Genomic DNA, 14906 nt, shown 5'->3' with positions numbered 1-14906 from the left:
CGAAGGCGGCGGCCCCCTCCGACGGGGCCGCCGCCTTCGCGCTGTCCAGCCGCTCCTACCGCTCCCGCGCCGGGGGAGCCGGCAGCCGCGCGCCCTCCTTGGCCAGCGGGACCGCCTTGCCGTCCGCGTCGACGACCGCCCGGTCACCGAGCGGCTCGTCCAGCCGCACGGTCTCCTGGAACTGTTTGGCGATCATGACGCAGACCTTGTCCGGCCACGGGGTCGACGTCACCGTGACCGTCACCTCGTCGCCCTTCTCGCCCGCCTTCACGTCGTAGTCGGCGCACACCCCGCCCGTGAAGGTCACCGTCAGCTCCGAGCCCTCGGCCCGGTAGCCGTCCACCTTCACCTCGCGCGGACCGGGAGCCTGCGTCGGCTGGTCACCCGGCTCGCTCGGCTCGGGGGAGGCCAGGTACTTCGGCTCCACCGCCGGGTACGTCACCGTGAACGGGTCCTGCGCGCCCGGCGCCCTCACCTCGAACAGCCAGGACGGCACCAGTGCCTGCCGCCCGTCCACGACGTGCGCGGCCAGCCCGAACACCGCGTTCTCGACCGTGACCGCGTCCTGCCCGGGAGCGCCGCTCGCCGGCTGCTCACAGGGCTGCTCCAGCCGGTCCTTCAGCGGCACGGGACTGGCGCAGCCGCCGATGCCCATCCGGTGCTCGTTCTTCGGCTGCCCGTTCATCAGCTCCAGTGCCTTCTCGGCGCCGACCACGGGGTACGTGTCGCCCTTCACCGGCGTCTTCAGCTGACCGCTGCCGCCGACGACCTCGCCGTCCGAGCCGACCGTGATCCCGGTCGTCCAGCCGTGCGTGGGCAGTCCGCCGACCTCGGGAGTGGCGTTCACCACCCGCTGGGCCCCCATGACCTGGCTCGCATCACGCTTCGCGTCGTCCTGACCCACCGCCTTCAGGACGGGCGAGGCGGCCTTCTCGGCCACCTCCTCGCTCACCGGTGTGCCACCGGACTGCGGGGCGGTGCAGGTGTCGGTGCCCTTGCAGTTGTCGGTGCCGGGGGCGTAGCGGGTGAACGTCCAGGACCCAGGCGCCTGCCGGTTCACCTGGAGGCTCGGCCCCGACCCGTCCTGGCCCCCGATCTTCCAGGCCTCGCCCTGCGCCACCGGCGTCCCCTCGACCCCGAGGGCCTTCGCCAGCCGGGCCACGTCCTCCTTGGCGACCTCGCCCCGCGCCCGGTACACCGGCGCCTTGCCGGGGCCGTCCGGCAGGGTGCCGTCGACGCGGTAGGTGGCGCCGTAGGGGTTGGGCTCGCCGGGTGCGATGCCGTTGCCGCCGGCCGTGGAGTCCGAGTACCCGTCGAGGGCGAGCGGCGGGGGAGTGCCGTCCCCGCCGGGCGCACCGGACGTCGTACCACCGCCCGATCCGCTCGACGCGTTGGAGGCGAGCCAGGCCCCGCCGCCGCCGATCAGCAGCACGGCCGCGGCGACGGAGGCGATGATCGCGGGCGTACGGGGGCGGCCACCGCCGTGCCGGACCAGCACCTCGTGGTCGCGGGGGAGATCACCGCCCGGCGTGGAGGTGGAGCCGGAGCGGACCGCGTCGCCGCCGGAGCCGTCCGCCGCGAGGCCGCGATCCAGTGCCGGTGCCGGGGCCGGTGCCGGTCCGGGACGGGCTTCCCCGGCCTGTGTGTCGGCCCCTGCGGCGTCGCGGGCCGGGCCTGGTCCGGAGTGGGCTTCCCCGGCCTGTGTGTCGGCCCCTGCGGCGTCGCGGGCCGGGCCTGGTCCGGAGTGGGCTTCCCCGGTGTCTGAGTCGGTTGCCGCGGTGTCACGGCCCAAGGTCGGGGCCGATCCGGAGGCGGCGTCTTCGGCGCCTGTGCTTGTGGCGGCGGCCTCGCGATCCGGCGCCGATTCGGTCTCGGCGTCCGGAGCCTCGGCCGTCATGGCCCGCTCGCCGTCGGCTTGCGGGTCTTCGGGCGCGGCCGTCTTCCCGGCTTGCGGCGCACCGGCCCTTGCGCCGGGCGGGGCCGAGTCGCCCTGGCCGCCGCCCTCGGCGGCATCCCCCTCGGCGGCGCGCGTGTCAGCACCTGCTACCTCGGAAGCTCCTGCGGCCTCGGCGGAAGCCTCTGCGGCCACGGTGGCGGCCTCTGCGGCCTCGGCGGCAGCTTCTGCGGCCTTGGCGGGTGCCTCTGCAGCCTTGGCGGGTGCCTCTGCAGCCTCGGCGGAAGCTTCTGCGGCGTCGGTGGGTGCCTCTGCGGTCTCGCCGGAAGCCTCTGCGGCCCCGGCCGGCTCAGCGGTGCCCGGCGACGCCCCGGCCTTCGCCGACGCCCCGGTGTCCGCCGCGCCCGGGTCCCCGGCCTCCGGGGCGTCGGCGGTTCCGGCGGCGCCCGCTTCCCTGGCGTCGTCGTCGTTGTCGGGTCGCTCGGTGTTCACCGCATCGCTCCTTCGGCTGCACAGCTGTCCCATGGGACCCGGCCCGTCACATACGGGCCCGCTGGTGGGTCGTATCCCGCCTCCCCTTTACGGGGGACAGCGATGGGACGCAGCGGGGGAGCACACGGTTCCCGCGAATGCGCCGTTCAGTCCCCGTAGTCCTCCATGGCGTCGAGCAGCCGCGCCGACGCCGGGGGTACGGACACGCCGTGGATGAGGGCCGGGGAGACCGGCCGCGAGGCGACCCGGTCGGGGACCGCCCAGTGCGGAGCCATCCGCGCCCCGTCACCGGGCAGCGACGCCAGTTCGCCTTCCAGATCGACCGGAGCGGGCGCGTGGACCTTGAGGTTCGCCATAACGGCACCGTATGCACGGTCGAGCTCACGGAGAAAGATCTACTATCGGGTAGTTTCGATGTCTTCAGAGCCGCCCTGCCCACCCGATAGCGTGAACCGTCAAGGTCCGCCTCCCTCAGGAGAGTCCACGCCGTGCGCATCGCAGTCTCCGGCTCCATCGCCACCGACCACCTCATGACCTTCCCCGGCCGCTTCGCCGACCAGCTCGTAGCGGACCAGCTGCACACGGTCTCGCTGTCGTTCCTGGTCGACAAGCTCGACGTCCGCCGCGGCGGCGTCGCCGCGAACATCGCGTTCGGCATGGGACAGCTCGGCACCCGGCCGATCCTGGTCGGCGCCGCGGGCGCGGACTTCGACGAGTACCGGGCCTGGCTGGAGCGGCACGGCGTCGACACCGACTCCGTCCGCATCTCCGACACGCTGCACACCGCCCGCTTCGTGTGCACGACCGACGCCGACCACAACCAGATCGGCTCCTTCTACACCGGTGCCATGAGCGAGGCCCGCCTCATCGAGCTGAAGACCGTCGCCGACCGCGTCGGCGGCCTCGACCTGGTCTCCGTCGGCGCGGACGACCCGGAGGCCATGCTCCGCCACACCGAGGAGTGCCGCTCCCGCTCGATCCCGTTCGCCGCCGACTTCTCCCAGCAGATCGCCCGGATGGACGGCGAGGAGATCCGCATCCTGCTGGACGGGGCGACGTACCTCTTCTCCAACGAGTACGAGAAGGGCCTCATCGAGTCCAAGACCGGCTGGAGCGACGAGGAGATCCTGTCCCGCGTGGGCCACCGGGTGACCACCCTCGGCGCGCGCGGCGTACGCATCGAGCGGGCCGGCGACGACCCGATCGAGGTCGGCACGCCCGACGAGGAGCGCAAGGCCGACCCGACGGGCGTCGGCGACGCGTTCCGCGCCGGTTTCCTCTCGGGTCTGGCCTGGGGCGTCTCCCTGGAGCGGGCCGCGCAGGTCGGGTGCATGCTGGCGACCCTCGTCATCGAGACCGTGGGCACGCAGGAGTACCAGCTGCGGCGCGGGCACTTCATGGAGCGGTTCACGAAGGCGTACGGGGACGAGGCGGCGACGGAGGTCCGGGGGCATCTGGCCTGACCGTCGACGGCTGCGGGCGCGTGGGGGCTGGTCGCGCAGCGCCCCGCGCCCCTGAGCCGGTCAGCTCGCTCGGCGGATCAAGTACGACGTTCCTCGGTCCGCCGGCTCCTCGCCCACGTACTCCTGGTTCCTCATCTCGCACCACGCCGGGATGTCCAGGCGGGCCGCCTCGTCGTCGGACAGGACCCGGACCAGGCCGCCCACGGGCACGTCACCGATGACCTTCGCGAGTTCGATGACGGGGATGGGGCAGCGCTTGCCGAGGGAGTCCACGACCAGGACGTCCTGCTCGCGGACCACGTCCGAGGCGGCCGGCGCGCCCAGCTTCTCCCGCACCGCCGCCACAGCCCGGGGAAGCACCTCCAGGAACCGCTCCACGTCCTCCTCCGCCACCCCGGACGGCAGCGACACCCGCACATTTCCCTCACTCAGCGCGCCCATCGCCCGCAGTACGTGGCTGGGCGTCAGCGTGCTGCTCGTGCAGGACGATCCGGACGAGACGGAGAAGCCCTCCCGGTCCAGCTCGTGCAGCAGCGCCTCCCCGTCGACGTAGAGGCAGGAGAAGGTGACGACCCCGGGCAGCCGGCGCACCGGATGGCCCACCACCTCTACGTCGGAGACCAGGCGCGGCACCCGGGCCCGGATCCGGTCCGTCAGCTCCCGCAGGCGCACGGCCTCCTCGGCAGCCTCCGCCCGCACGGCCCTGAGCGAGGCGGCCGCCGCGACGATCGCCGGGATGTTCTCGAAACCGGGCGCCCGCCCCGACTCCCGCTCGTCCACCGGCCCTTGCGCCGCGAACCGCACACCCTTGCGGACCACGAGCAGCCCGACCCCGGACGGCCCGCCCCACTTGTGCGCACTGGCCGTCAGCAGCGACCAGCCCCCGTCCACCGGCCCCCACCCCAGCGACTGCGCCGCGTCCACCAGCAACGGCACCCCGGCCTCCCGGCACACCTCGGCCACCGCCCCGACCGGCTGCTCGGTCCCCACCTCGTGGTTGGCGGACTGCAGACACGCCAGCGCGGTGTCCTCGCGCAGGGCGTCGCCGTAGGCCGCCGGGTCCACCAGCCCGGTGCGGTCCACCGCGACCTGGGTGACGGCCCCTCCGGCCCCCTCGAGGAGCTCCGCCGAATGCAGTACAGAGGAGTGTTCGACCGATGACACGATCAGGTGACGCCCGATCCGCCTGCGTCCGGCCAGCGCCCCGGCAACCCCCGTGTGCACGGCACGGGTTCCGGAGGAGGTGAAGGCCAGCTCGTCCGGCCGGCACCCCACCGCCTCGGCGGCAGCCTCCCGCGCCGCGTCCAGCAGCACCCGGGCACGCCGCCCCTCCCTGTACAGACGTGCGGGATCCGCCCACCCCTCGTCGAACGAGGCCAGCAGCGCCTGCCGGGCAACGGGATGGAGAGGAGCACTGGAAGCAGCGTCGAAGTAGGGCACACGGCAACGCTAGAACGTTCCTGGGGGCAGCGGACCTCAGGGGCGCGGGGAACTGCGCGAACAGCCACAAACAACCCGCAGCCGCCAAATCAGCGAACCACCCGGGTGACTAGGGACCCCTCCCCGAGAACCCCCGGAGGGCGTCGGCTAGGGTTTGGTCCGCATAAACATCCAAACCCCTGCCCGACGCAGGGCCGCGACCGACCAGCGAGAAGGCCAGGCCGCAGCCGATCCGCGCGGGCGAGACTCTCGGGAAGGCGCTACGTGAGTCCCAACGGCTCCGACCGCTCGCCGCGGCGCCCGATGCGGCGGAAGCTGCTGCAGGCACTGACCGCGGGCTTGGTCTTGGCGACAGCCACCGGTTGCTCGTACAACTGGGAAGACTTCCCCCGCCTTGGTATGCCCACCCCGACCACGGAAGAGGCTCCGCGGATCCTCTCCCTGTGGCAGGGGTCCTGGGCGGCTGCGCTCGCCGTTGGCGTGCTGGTGTGGGGTCTGATCCTGTGGAGTGCTTTCTTCCACCGGCGCAGCCGCACCAAGGTCGAGGTTCCCCCGCAGACCCGGTACAACATGCCCATCGAGGCGCTGTACACCGTGGTCCCGCTCATCATCGTCTCGGTGCTGTTCTACTTCACCGCCCGTGACGAGTCCGAGCTGCTCAGCCTCAAGAAGAAGCCCGACGTCACGGTCAACGTGGTCGGCTTCCAGTGGAGCTGGTGCTTCAACTACATCGAGCCGGTCGCCGGTTCCACCGGGGACGCCAAGACCTCGAAGGACCTGGACGCGATCCCGGACCGCTTCAAGAAGGACTTCCCGGCCAACGCGGGCGGCGTCTACGACTGCGGCACCCCCGGTACGCGGAACCCCCAGACCAACAACCCGGGCCCGACGCTCTGGCTCCCCGAGGGCAAGACGGTCCGCTTCGTCCTGACCTCGCGTGACGTCATCCACTCCTTCTGGGTGGTGCCCTTCCTGATGAAGCAGGACGTCATCCCGGGCCACACCAACTCCTTCCAGGTGACCCCCAACAAGGAGGGCACCTTCCTGGGCAAGTGCGCCGAGCTCTGCGGCGTCGACCACTCCCGGATGCTCTTCAACGTGAAGGTCGTCTCCCAGGAGCGTTACGAGCAGCACCTCAAGGACCTCGTGGACAAGCAGCAGAACGGTTACGTTCCTGCCGGCATCGCGCAGACGAGCCACGAGAAGAACCGGGAGACGAACAACCTGTGAGCATCCTCAACGAACCCCAGGGTGCCGCGGCGGCAGGGTCCCACTACCAGGACGAGCTGCCGGTCAGGCGCCAGAACCGCGGCAGTGTCGTGGTCAAGTGGATGACGACGACGGACCACAAGACCATCGGCACGATGTACCTGGTCACGTCGTTCGCGTTCTTCGTCATCGGCGGCGTGATGGCGCTGCTCATGCGCGCCGAGCTGGCCCGGCCTGGTCTGCAGATCATGTCGAACGAGCAGTTCAACCAGGCGTTCACGATGCACGGCACGATCATGCTGCTGATGTTCGCGACGCCGCTGTTCGCCGGTTTCGCGAACTGGATCATGCCGCTGCAGATCGGCGCGCCGGACGTGGCGTTCCCGCGGCTGAACATGTTCGCCTACTGGCTGTACCTGTTCGGCTCGCTCATCGCGGTGGGCGGCTTCCTCACCCCGCAGGGCGCGGCCGACTTCGGCTGGTTCGCCTACAGCCCGCTCTCGGACGCGGTCCGCAGCCCGGGTATCGGCGCCGACATGTGGATCATGGGTCTGGCCTTCTCCGGCTTCGGCACCATCCTCGGCTCGGTCAACTTCATCACCACGATCATCTGCATGCGCGCCCCGGGCATGACGATGTTCCGCATGCCGATCTTCGTGTGGAACGTGCTGCTGACCGGTGTCCTGGTCCTGCTCGCCTTCCCGGTGCTGGCCGCGGCCCTGTTCGCGCTGGAGGCCGACCGCAAGTTCGGCGCGCACATCTTCGACTCCGCCAACGGCGGGGCGTTGCTGTGGCAACACCTCTTCTGGTTCTTCGGCCATCCAGAGGTGTACATCATCGCGTTGCCGTTCTTCGGCATCATCTCCGAGGTCATCCCGGTCTTCTCCCGCAAGCCGATGTTCGGTTACACGGGTCTGATCGGCGCGACCATCGCGATCGCGGGTCTGTCCGTGACGGTGTGGGCCCACCACATGTACGTCACCGGCGGTGTGCTGCTGCCGTTCTTCTCCTTCATGACGTTCCTCATCGCCGTCCCGACCGGCGTGAAGTTCTTCAACTGGATCGGCACCATGTGGAAGGGCTCGCTGTCCTTCGAGACACCGATGCTCTGGGCGACCGGCTTCCTGATCACCTTCACCTTCGGTGGTCTGACCGGTGTCATCCTGGCCTCGCCCCCGATGGACTTCCACGTCTCCGACTCGTACTTCGTGGTGGCGCACTTCCACTACGTCGTCTTCGGCACCGTGGTCTTCGCGATGTTCTCCGGCTTCCACTTCTGGTGGCCGAAGTGGACCGGCAAGATGCTGGACGAGCGCCTCGGCAAGATCACCTTCTGGACGCTGTTCATCGGCTTCCACGGCACGTTCCTCGTCCAGCACTGGCTGGGCGCCGAGGGCATGCCGCGCCGGTACGCCGACTACCTGGCGGCCGACGGCTTCACCGCGCTGAACACGATCTCGACGATCAGCTCGTTCCTGCTCGGCATGTCGATCCTGCCCTTCCTCTACAACGTGTGGAAGACGGCCAAGTACGGCAAGCCGGTCGGCGTCGACGACCCGTGGGGCTACGGCCGCTCCCTGGAGTGGGCGACCTCCTGCCCGCCGCCGCGGCACAACTTCATCACCATGCCGCGGATCCGCAGTGAATCCCCGGCGTTCGACCTGCACCACCCGGAGATCGCGGCTCTCGACCAGCTCGAGAACGCCGGTCACGGCGAGAAGGCCATCGCTGGTGGCAAGGAGGCCGGCAAGTGAAGATCCAGGGTCAGATGTTCATGTGGCTGAGCGTCTTCGTCCTCGCCATGGCTGTGGTCTATGGCTTCTGGTCGAAGGAGCCGGCCGGCACCACGGCCCTCTTCCTGACCTTCGGCCTGTGCATCATGATCGGCTTCTACCTCGGCTTCACGGCCAAGCGGGTCGACGTGGGCGCGCAGGACAACAAGGAGGCGGACGTCGCGGACGACGCCGGCGAGGTCGGGTTCTTCAGCCCGCACAGCTGGCAGCCGCTCTCCCTGGCCATCGGTGGTGCCCTCGCCTTCCTGTCGATCGCGATCGGCTGGTGGCTGATGTACTTCTCGCTGCCGATCATCCTGATCGGCATCTGGGGTTGGGTCTTCGAGTACTACCGCGGTGAGAACCGCACCCAGTAACACGCGCCGAGCGCCGCAGGGGCCCGGACACTCCGAGAGGAGCGTCCGGGCCCCTGCTTTTGCCGTAATGCGCGTCACTCGTACGAGTCGCTCGGCGTGCCGCTCTTGACGCGGCTTCCTAGCGTGAGGTCATGAGCCACACAGCGATCTCCCGCCCCCGCACCGTCGTCAGCTGCACGCTGCTGGTGATAGCCCTCTGCGCGGGCGTCACCGCCTGCGGCTCGGACGGCAACCCGCTCGCCGCCCGCCCCTACGACGCGGCGGACCAGATCTCCTTCAACGCCCCCGACGGCGGCCGTAAGAAGGCCGACCCGGACAAGCCCCTGGAAGTCGTCGAGGACTCCGACGGGCGCATCACGGACGTCACGGCCCACGACGCCTCAGGACGCTACGTGGCGGGCGAACTCGCCGCCGACGGCAGCCGCTGGCACAGCACCACCCCGCTGGCCGCCAACGCCAGCTACACGGTCCGTGTGAGCACCGAGGACGAGGACGGGGCGCCCGGCCGCAAGGTCGTCACCTTCGACACCGGCAAGCCCACCACCAAGAAGCGCCTGGACGTCACCTTCGGTCCCAGGACGGGCACCTACGGCGTCGGCCAGCCCATCACGGCCGAGCTGAGCCTGCCCGTCAAGGACAAGACCCAGCGTGCCGTCGTGGAACGGGCCCTCAAGGTCTCCTCCACGCCCGCCACGGACGGCGCCTGGCACTGGGTGGACGACAAGAAGCTCCACTACCGCCCGAAGGACTACTGGCCCGCCCAGGCGACCGTCCAGGTCCGCAGCAACCTGCAGGGCATCAAGATCGGCGACCGGATGTGGGGCGGCAAGGCCAAGCCGCTGACCATCACGACCGCGGACAAGCTCATAGCCGTCACGGACGCCTCCGCCCACCAGATGACCGTCTACAAGAACGACGAGATCGTCCGGCAGATCCCGGTCACCACCGGCATGCCCGGCTACGACACCCGCAACGGCGTCAAGGTCGTCCTGGCCAAGGAGGGCACCGTCCGCATGACCAGCGCCAGCATCGGCGCCTCGGACTTCTACGACCTGATCGTGCACCACTCGGTCCGGGTCACCAACAGCGGCGAGTACGTCCACGCCGCCCCCTGGTCCGTCGGCTCCCAGGGCTACGCCAACGTCAGCCACGGCTGCACCGGCATGAGCACCGAGAACGCCGCCTGGTTCTACGACACCGTCCGCGAGGGCGACATCGTCAAGGTCATAAACTCCGGCGGCGACACGATGGCCCCCTTCGGCAACGGCTTCGGCGACTGGAACCTCGACTGGCCGAAGTGGCGCACCGGCAGCGCCCTGGTGGGCGGCACCCCGGACGGCCCGACGGAGGCCGACAGGGCCCGGCTGCGGCCCCAGAGCGTCTAGACGCCCTCAGGGGCATCGCCCCTTCAGGGGCGCGGGGAACTGCGCGAACAACCCCCACGCGCCCGCAGCCGCCGAACAACAAGGCGAACCGCACCCCTAGGCGTTCAAAGCCGCCTTCTCCCGCAACAGCGAAGCCAGCGCGGAGGCGAACTCCACCGGCTCCACCGGCAGGGTCACCGCGGACTCGGCCCGGCTCCACGTCGCCAGCCACGCGTCCTGAGGCCGTCCGATCAGCAACAGAACCGGCGGACAGTCGAACACCTCGTCCTTGATCTGCCGGCACATCCCCATGCCGCCCATGGGCACGGCCTCACCGTCCAGCACACAGATGTCGATCCCGCCCCGGTCCAGCTCCGTGAGGACCGCGGCGGGAGTCGCGCACTCCACGAACTCCACCACGGGAACGTCCGGAGCCGGCCTCCGTCCCGTGGCGAGCCGCACCTGCTCGCGGGTGTTGGAGTCGTCGCTGTAGACCAGCACCGTGGCGGTCGGCTGCATTGTTCCTCCGTGACGTCAGCGTCGTAAGGACAGGCCCGTTGGGCCGGATGCTACTCCCTTGAACACCACGTCAACACCGGTACGACCGGCAAAGACACTCCGAACGGCACCCCCCGGAGTGAGGGCGGGATAAGCGACCGACATAATGTCGGTCGTGGCGACAGCAACGACAGTAGAAACCGGGCACGCGCACCCGTCGGTCAACCGGCCGAACCTCACCAGCGTCGGAACCATCATCTGGCTGAGTTCCGAGCTGATGTTCTTCGCGGCCCTCTTCGCGATGTACTTCACCCTGCGATCGGTGACGGGTCCCGATCACTGGAAGGAGATGGCGAGCCATCTCAACTTCCCGTTCTCGGCGGCGAACACCACCATCCTGGTGCTCTCCTCGCTCACCTGCCAGCTCGGCGTCTTCGCCGCCGAGCGCGGTGACGTGAAGAAGCTGCGGATGTGGTTCATCGTCACCTTCGTGATGGGTGCGATCTTCATCGGAGGTCAGGTCCTCGAGTACACGGAGCTGGTCAAGGAGGCGGGCCTGTCCCTGTCCTCCGATCCGTACGGCTCGGTGTTCTACCTGACCACCGGCTTCCACGGCCTGCACGTGACGGGCGGTCTCATCGCCTTCCTGCTGGTCCTGGGCCGGACCTACGCGGCCCGGAGGTTCACCCACGAGCAGGCGACGGCCGCGATTGTCGTGTCCTATTACTGGCACTTCGTCGATGTCGTCTGGATCGGTCTCTTCGCCACGATCTACATGATCAAGTAGCAGGGCCCGCATCCGCGCGTGCTCGACGCAGCGCGCATCCCAGAAGCATCGACGCAGAAGATCCTGACACCGGGGTAATCCGTGAAAAAGCTCTCCGCACGACGACGCCACCCGCTGGCGGCGCTCGTCGTCCTACTCCTCGCGCTGGCATGCACCGGGGGGCTGTACGCCGTGTTCGCACCCGCGGACAAGGCGCAGGCCGACGAAACCGCCCAGTCCCTCACCATCGAGGAGGGCAAGAAGCTCTATGCCGTCGGCTGCGCCAGTTGCCACGGCACCGGCGGTCAGGGCACCTCCGACGGGCCGAGCCTGGTGGGTGTGGGCGCCGCGGCCGTCGACTTCCAGGTGGGCACCGGCCGGATGCCGGCCGCCACCTCCCAGGGTCCCCAGGTCCCGGAGAAGAAGAACATCTACTCGCAGGCCGAGATCGACCAGCTCGCGGCGTACATCGCCTCGCTGGGTGCCGGTCCGTCCGTCCCGACGGAGGAGCAGTACGGCCCCGAGGGTGCCGACATCGCCAAGGGCGGTGAGCTGTTCCGCACCAACTGCGCGCAGTGCCACAACTTCACCGGCAAGGGCGGCGCGCTGACGCACGGCAAGTACGCGCCGACCCTCGAGGGCGTCTCCCCGAAGCACATCTACGAGGCCATGCAGACCGGCCCGCAGAACATGCCGTCCTTCCCCGACACCACGCTGTCGGAGAAGAACAAGAAGGACATCATCGCGTACCTCGACGCGGTCAACAGCGAAAAGACCGAGAGCCCCGGCGGCCTCGAACTGGGTGGCCTCGGGCCGGTCAGTGAGGGCCTGTTCGGCTGGATCTTCGGTCTCGGCGGTCTGATCGCCGTCGCCGTGTGGGTCGCCGCCCGGACCGCAAAGGCCAAGAAGTCATGAGTAGCCAAGACATTCCAGAAGAGAACCTGCCTGCCGCGCAGTCCGCAGGGCATGACGAGCACGGGCACGGCGCGGTGAGCCCCGCGGACGACAAGCACCCGTTCGCCGACCCGGGCCTGCCGCCCCACGAACACCGGATCCAGGACGTCGACGAGCGGGCCGCCAGGCGGTCCGAGCGCGCGGTCGCCCTGATGTTCACGGTGTCGATGCTGGCCACCGTCGCCTTCATCGCCTCGTTCGTGGCGATCCCGGTCGACAAGTCGGTCTACATCTTCCCGCTCGGGCACATCAGCGCGCTGAACTTCGCGCTGGGCATGACGCTCGGCATCGCGCTGTTCTGCATCGGCGCGGGCGCCGTCCACTGGGCCCGCACCCTGATGTCGGACGTGGAGATCGCCGACGAGCGGCACCCGATCGAGGCGGAGCCGGAGGTCCGCGAGAAGGTCTTCGCGGACTTCAAGCAGGGCGCCAAGGAGTCGGCGCTCGGCCGTCGCAAGCTGATCCGCAACACGATGTTCGGCGCGCTCACGCTGGTGCCGCTCTCCGGCGTCGTGCTGCTGCGCGACCTCGGTCCGCTGCCCGGCACCAAGCTCCGCCACACGCTGTGGTCCAAGGGCAAGCTGCTCGTCAACATGAACACGAACGAGCCGCTGCGTCCCTCCGACGTCGCGGTCGGTTCGCTGACCTTCGCCAAGCCCGAGGGCCTGGAGGAGCACGACCACGAGTTCCAGAACGAGATCGCCAAGGCCGCCCTGATGATCGTCCGGATCCAGCCGGACAACATCAAGGACAAGCGCGAGCTCGAGTGGTCGCACGAGGGCATCGTCGCGTACTCGAAGATCTGCACCCACGTCGGTTGCCCGATCTCCCTGTACGAGCAGCAGACGCACCACGTGCTCTGCCCCTGCCACCAGTCCACCTTCGACCTCTCCGACGGTGCCCGAGTGATCTTCGGTCCCGCCGGTCACGCCCTGCCGCAGCTCCGCATCGGCGTGAACGACGAGGGCTACCTCGAGGCGCTCGGCGACTTCGAAGAGCCCGTCGGCCCTGCTTTCTGGGAGCGCGGATGAGCACTGCACAGACACGCCGCAAGGCGCCCGCGGGTGAGCGGGTCGCCGACTGGGCCGACGGCCGCCTCGGGATCTACTCCCTGGCCAAGGCCAACATGCGCAAGATCTTCCCGGACCACTGGTCCTTCATGCTCGGTGAGATCTGCCTCTACAGCTTCATCATCATCATCCTCACGGGTGTGTACCTGACGCTGTTCTTCCACCCGTCGATGAACGAGGTGGAGTACCACGGCAGTTACGTCCCGCTCCAGGGGCAGCTGATGTCGGAGGCGTTCGCCTCCACGCTGGACATCAGCTTCGACGTCCGCGGCGGTCTGCTCATCCGGCAGATCCACCACTGGGCGGCGATCATCTTCCTCGCCGGCATGTTCGTGCACATGATGCGCGTCTTCTTCACCGGCGCGTTCCGCAAGCCGCGTGAGATCAACTGGATGTTCGGCTTCCTGCTGTTCGTCCTGGGCATGTTCACCGGCTTCACCGGTTACTCGCTCCCGGACGACCTGCTCTCCGGCACCGGTGTCCGCTTCACGCAGGGCGCGATCCTGTCCGTGCCGATCGTGGGCACGTACATCTCGATGTTCCTGTTCGGCGGGGAGTTCCCGGGCACCGACTTCGTCGCCCGGTTCTACTCGATCCACATCCTGCTGCTGCCGGGCATCATGCTCGGGCTCGTGGTCGGCCACCTGATCCTGGTCTTCTACCACAAGCACACCCAGTTCGCGGGTCCCGGCCGGACCAACAAGAACGTCGTCGGCATGCCGCTGCTGCCGGTCTACATGGCCAAGGCCGGAGGCTTCTTCTTCCTGGTCTTCGGTGTCATCTCGGCCCTCGCCGCCATCGCGACGATCAACCCGATCTGGGTCCTGGGCCCGTACCGGCCCGACCAGGTGTCGACCGGTGCCCAGCCCGACTGGTACATGGGCTTCGCCGAGGGTCTGATCCGAGCGATGCCGGGCTGGGAGATCAACCTCTGGGGTCACACCCTCGTTCTGGGTGTGTTCATCCCGCTGGTGCTCTTCGGTGTCTTCCTCGGGATCATCGCCCTCTACCCGTTCATCGAGTCGTGGGTCACCGGGGACAAGCGCGAGCACCACATCCTGGACCGGCCGCGCAACGCCCCGACCCGCACCGGCGTCGGTGTCGCGTGGGTCACCGGCTACATCATCATGCTGATCGGCGGTGGCAACGACATCGTCGCCACGCACTTCCATCTGTCGATCAACGCGGTCACCTGGTTCGTCCGGATCGGGTTCTTCGTCGGACCGGTCATCGCCTTCATCGTCACCAAGCGCATCTGCCTCGGGCTGCAGCGCCGGGACAAGGAGAAGGTGCTGCACGGCCGCGAGACCGGCATCATCAAGCGCCTGCCGCACGGTGAGTTCATCGAGGTGCACGAGCCGCTCAGCCAGGAGCAGATGTACACGCTCACGGCGCACGAGCAGTACGAGCCGGCCGAGATCGGCCCGACGGTCGACGAGAACGGTGTCGAGCGCAAGGTGAAGGGCTCCGAGAAGCTGCGCGCCAAGCTCAGCGACGCCTACTTCGGCGAGGGTGCCCAGATCCCCAAGCCCACCGCCGAGGAACACCGGGAGATCACGAGCGGCCACGGCCACCACTGATCACTGCTTCGCCACGCCACACGAAGG

General features: G+C 69.1%; 13 protein-coding genes. 9 read left to right on the top strand and 4 right to left on the bottom strand.

Going from position 1 to position 14906, the window contains the following annotated elements; genetic code table 11:
• Positions 1 to 55 precede the first annotated feature (55 nt).
• Both CEB94_RS11550 and CEB94_RS11545 read right to left on the bottom strand, forming a co-directional pair.
• Positions 56 to 1897 carry a hypothetical protein gene (locus CEB94_RS11550; protein WP_246112146.1) on the bottom strand — a complete coding sequence of 614 codons (1842 nt, stop codon included), beginning with the start codon at positions 1895 to 1897 and terminating at the stop codon, positions 56 to 58.
• A gap of 635 nt (positions 1898 to 2532) precedes the next feature.
• Positions 2533 to 2742 (bottom strand): hypothetical protein, encoded by a 210-nt coding sequence (locus CEB94_RS11545; protein ID WP_175432124.1) that lies wholly within the window; start codon positions 2740 to 2742, stop codon positions 2533 to 2535.
• Between the two features lie 132 nt (positions 2743 to 2874).
• Here CEB94_RS11545 and CEB94_RS11540 point away from each other — a divergent pair, with 132 nt between their 5' ends.
• Positions 2875 to 3849 carry a carbohydrate kinase family protein gene (locus CEB94_RS11540; RefSeq protein WP_175432123.1) on the top strand — a complete coding sequence of 325 codons (975 nt, stop codon included), beginning with the start codon at positions 2875 to 2877 and terminating at the stop codon, positions 3847 to 3849.
• 60 nt (positions 3850 to 3909) lie between these two features.
• On the opposite strand, the gene CEB94_RS11535 is transcribed toward CEB94_RS11540, so the two are convergent.
• Complete coding sequence (locus CEB94_RS11535; protein WP_175432122.1) at positions 3910 to 5289, bottom strand: cysteine desulfurase/sulfurtransferase TusA family protein; 1380 nt, start codon at positions 5287 to 5289, stop codon at positions 3910 to 3912.
• Positions 5290 to 5553: 264 nt separating this feature from the next.
• On the opposite strand from CEB94_RS11535, the gene ctaC reads away from it, so the two are divergent.
• The 4 genes from ctaC (at position 5554) to CEB94_RS11515 (ending at position 10032) form a co-directional block, all read left to right on the top strand.
• Positions 5554 to 6519 (top strand): aa3-type cytochrome oxidase subunit II, encoded by a 966-nt coding sequence (gene ctaC, locus CEB94_RS11530; RefSeq protein WP_175432121.1) that lies wholly within the window; start codon positions 5554 to 5556, stop codon positions 6517 to 6519.
• The gene (ctaD, locus tag CEB94_RS11525) at positions 6516 to 8252 is read left to right on the top strand and encodes an aa3-type cytochrome oxidase subunit I (RefSeq protein ID WP_175432120.1); all 1737 of its coding nucleotides are present in this window, start codon (positions 6516 to 6518) and stop codon (positions 8250 to 8252) included. Before ctaC ends, ctaD begins: the two co-directional genes overlap by 4 nt.
• A complete protein-coding gene (locus CEB94_RS11520) occupies positions 8249 to 8647 on the top strand; it encodes a cytochrome c oxidase subunit 4 (RefSeq protein WP_175432119.1) in 399 nt (132 codons plus the stop codon). The genes ctaD and CEB94_RS11520 overlap by 4 nt, the downstream gene beginning before the upstream one ends.
• Before the next feature lie 131 nt (positions 8648 to 8778).
• Positions 8779 to 10032 carry a L,D-transpeptidase gene (locus CEB94_RS11515; RefSeq protein ID WP_175432118.1) on the top strand — a complete coding sequence of 418 codons (1254 nt, stop codon included), beginning with the start codon at positions 8779 to 8781 and terminating at the stop codon, positions 10030 to 10032.
• Positions 10033 to 10128: 96 nt separating this feature from the next.
• Here CEB94_RS11515 and CEB94_RS11510 read toward each other — a convergent pair whose 3' ends face one another.
• Positions 10129 to 10530 carry a response regulator gene (locus CEB94_RS11510; RefSeq protein WP_175432117.1) on the bottom strand — a complete coding sequence of 134 codons (402 nt, stop codon included), beginning with the start codon at positions 10528 to 10530 and terminating at the stop codon, positions 10129 to 10131.
• A gap of 145 nt (positions 10531 to 10675) precedes the next feature.
• Between CEB94_RS11510 and ctaE the strand changes: the two genes are divergently transcribed.
• From ctaE to qcrB, 4 genes are all read left to right on the top strand, one after another.
• Positions 10676 to 11296 carry an aa3-type cytochrome oxidase subunit III gene (gene ctaE / locus CEB94_RS11505; RefSeq protein WP_030249479.1) on the top strand — a complete coding sequence of 207 codons (621 nt, stop codon included), beginning with the start codon at positions 10676 to 10678 and terminating at the stop codon, positions 11294 to 11296.
• 81 nt (positions 11297 to 11377) lie between these two features.
• Positions 11378 to 12190 (top strand): cytochrome bc1 complex diheme cytochrome c subunit, encoded by an 813-nt coding sequence (gene qcrC / locus CEB94_RS11500; RefSeq protein ID WP_175432116.1) that lies wholly within the window; start codon positions 11378 to 11380, stop codon positions 12188 to 12190.
• Positions 12187 to 13260, top strand: a complete 1074-nt coding sequence (gene qcrA / locus CEB94_RS11495; RefSeq protein WP_175432115.1) for a cytochrome bc1 complex Rieske iron-sulfur subunit — start codon at positions 12187 to 12189, stop codon at positions 13258 to 13260. The genes qcrC and qcrA overlap by 4 nt, the downstream gene beginning before the upstream one ends.
• Positions 13257 to 14879, top strand: coding sequence for a cytochrome bc1 complex cytochrome b subunit (gene qcrB / locus CEB94_RS11490; protein WP_175432114.1), 1623 nt, complete (start codon positions 13257 to 13259; stop codon positions 14877 to 14879). Before qcrA ends, qcrB begins: the two co-directional genes overlap by 4 nt.
• Positions 14880 to 14906: the final 27 nt, after the last annotated feature.

Origin of the sequence: Streptomyces hawaiiensis (genome assembly GCF_004803895.1) — a bacterium.
In the GTDB taxonomy this organism is placed as follows: domain Bacteria; phylum Actinomycetota; class Actinomycetes; order Streptomycetales; family Streptomycetaceae; genus Streptomyces; species Streptomyces hawaiiensis.
The sequence above is the reverse complement of the archived record's forward strand: the minus strand, read 5'-3'. Positions and strand labels throughout refer to the sequence as shown.

Bases quoted from the DNA above. Each gene is read 5' to 3' on its own strand.
- CEB94_RS11550 (WP_246112146.1), bottom strand. From the start codon at position 1,897: ATGACGGCCGAGGCTCCGGACGCCGAGACCGAATCGGCGCCGGATCGC.
- CEB94_RS11545 (WP_175432124.1), bottom strand. From the start codon at position 2,742: ATGGCGAACCTCAAGGTCCACGCGCCCGCTCCGGTCGATCTGGAAGGC.
- CEB94_RS11515 (WP_175432118.1), top strand. From the start codon at position 8,779: ATGAGCCACACAGCGATCTCCCGCCCCCGCACCGTCGTCAGCTGCACG.
- CEB94_RS11510 (WP_175432117.1), bottom strand. From the start codon at position 10,530: ATGCAGCCGACCGCCACGGTGCTGGTCTACAGCGACGACTCCAACACC.
- ctaE (WP_030249479.1), top strand. From the start codon at position 10,676: ATGTCGGTCGTGGCGACAGCAACGACAGTAGAAACCGGGCACGCGCAC.
- qcrA (WP_175432115.1), top strand. From the start codon at position 12,187: ATGAGTAGCCAAGACATTCCAGAAGAGAACCTGCCTGCCGCGCAGTCC.
- qcrB (WP_175432114.1), top strand. From the start codon at position 13,257: ATGAGCACTGCACAGACACGCCGCAAGGCGCCCGCGGGTGAGCGGGTC.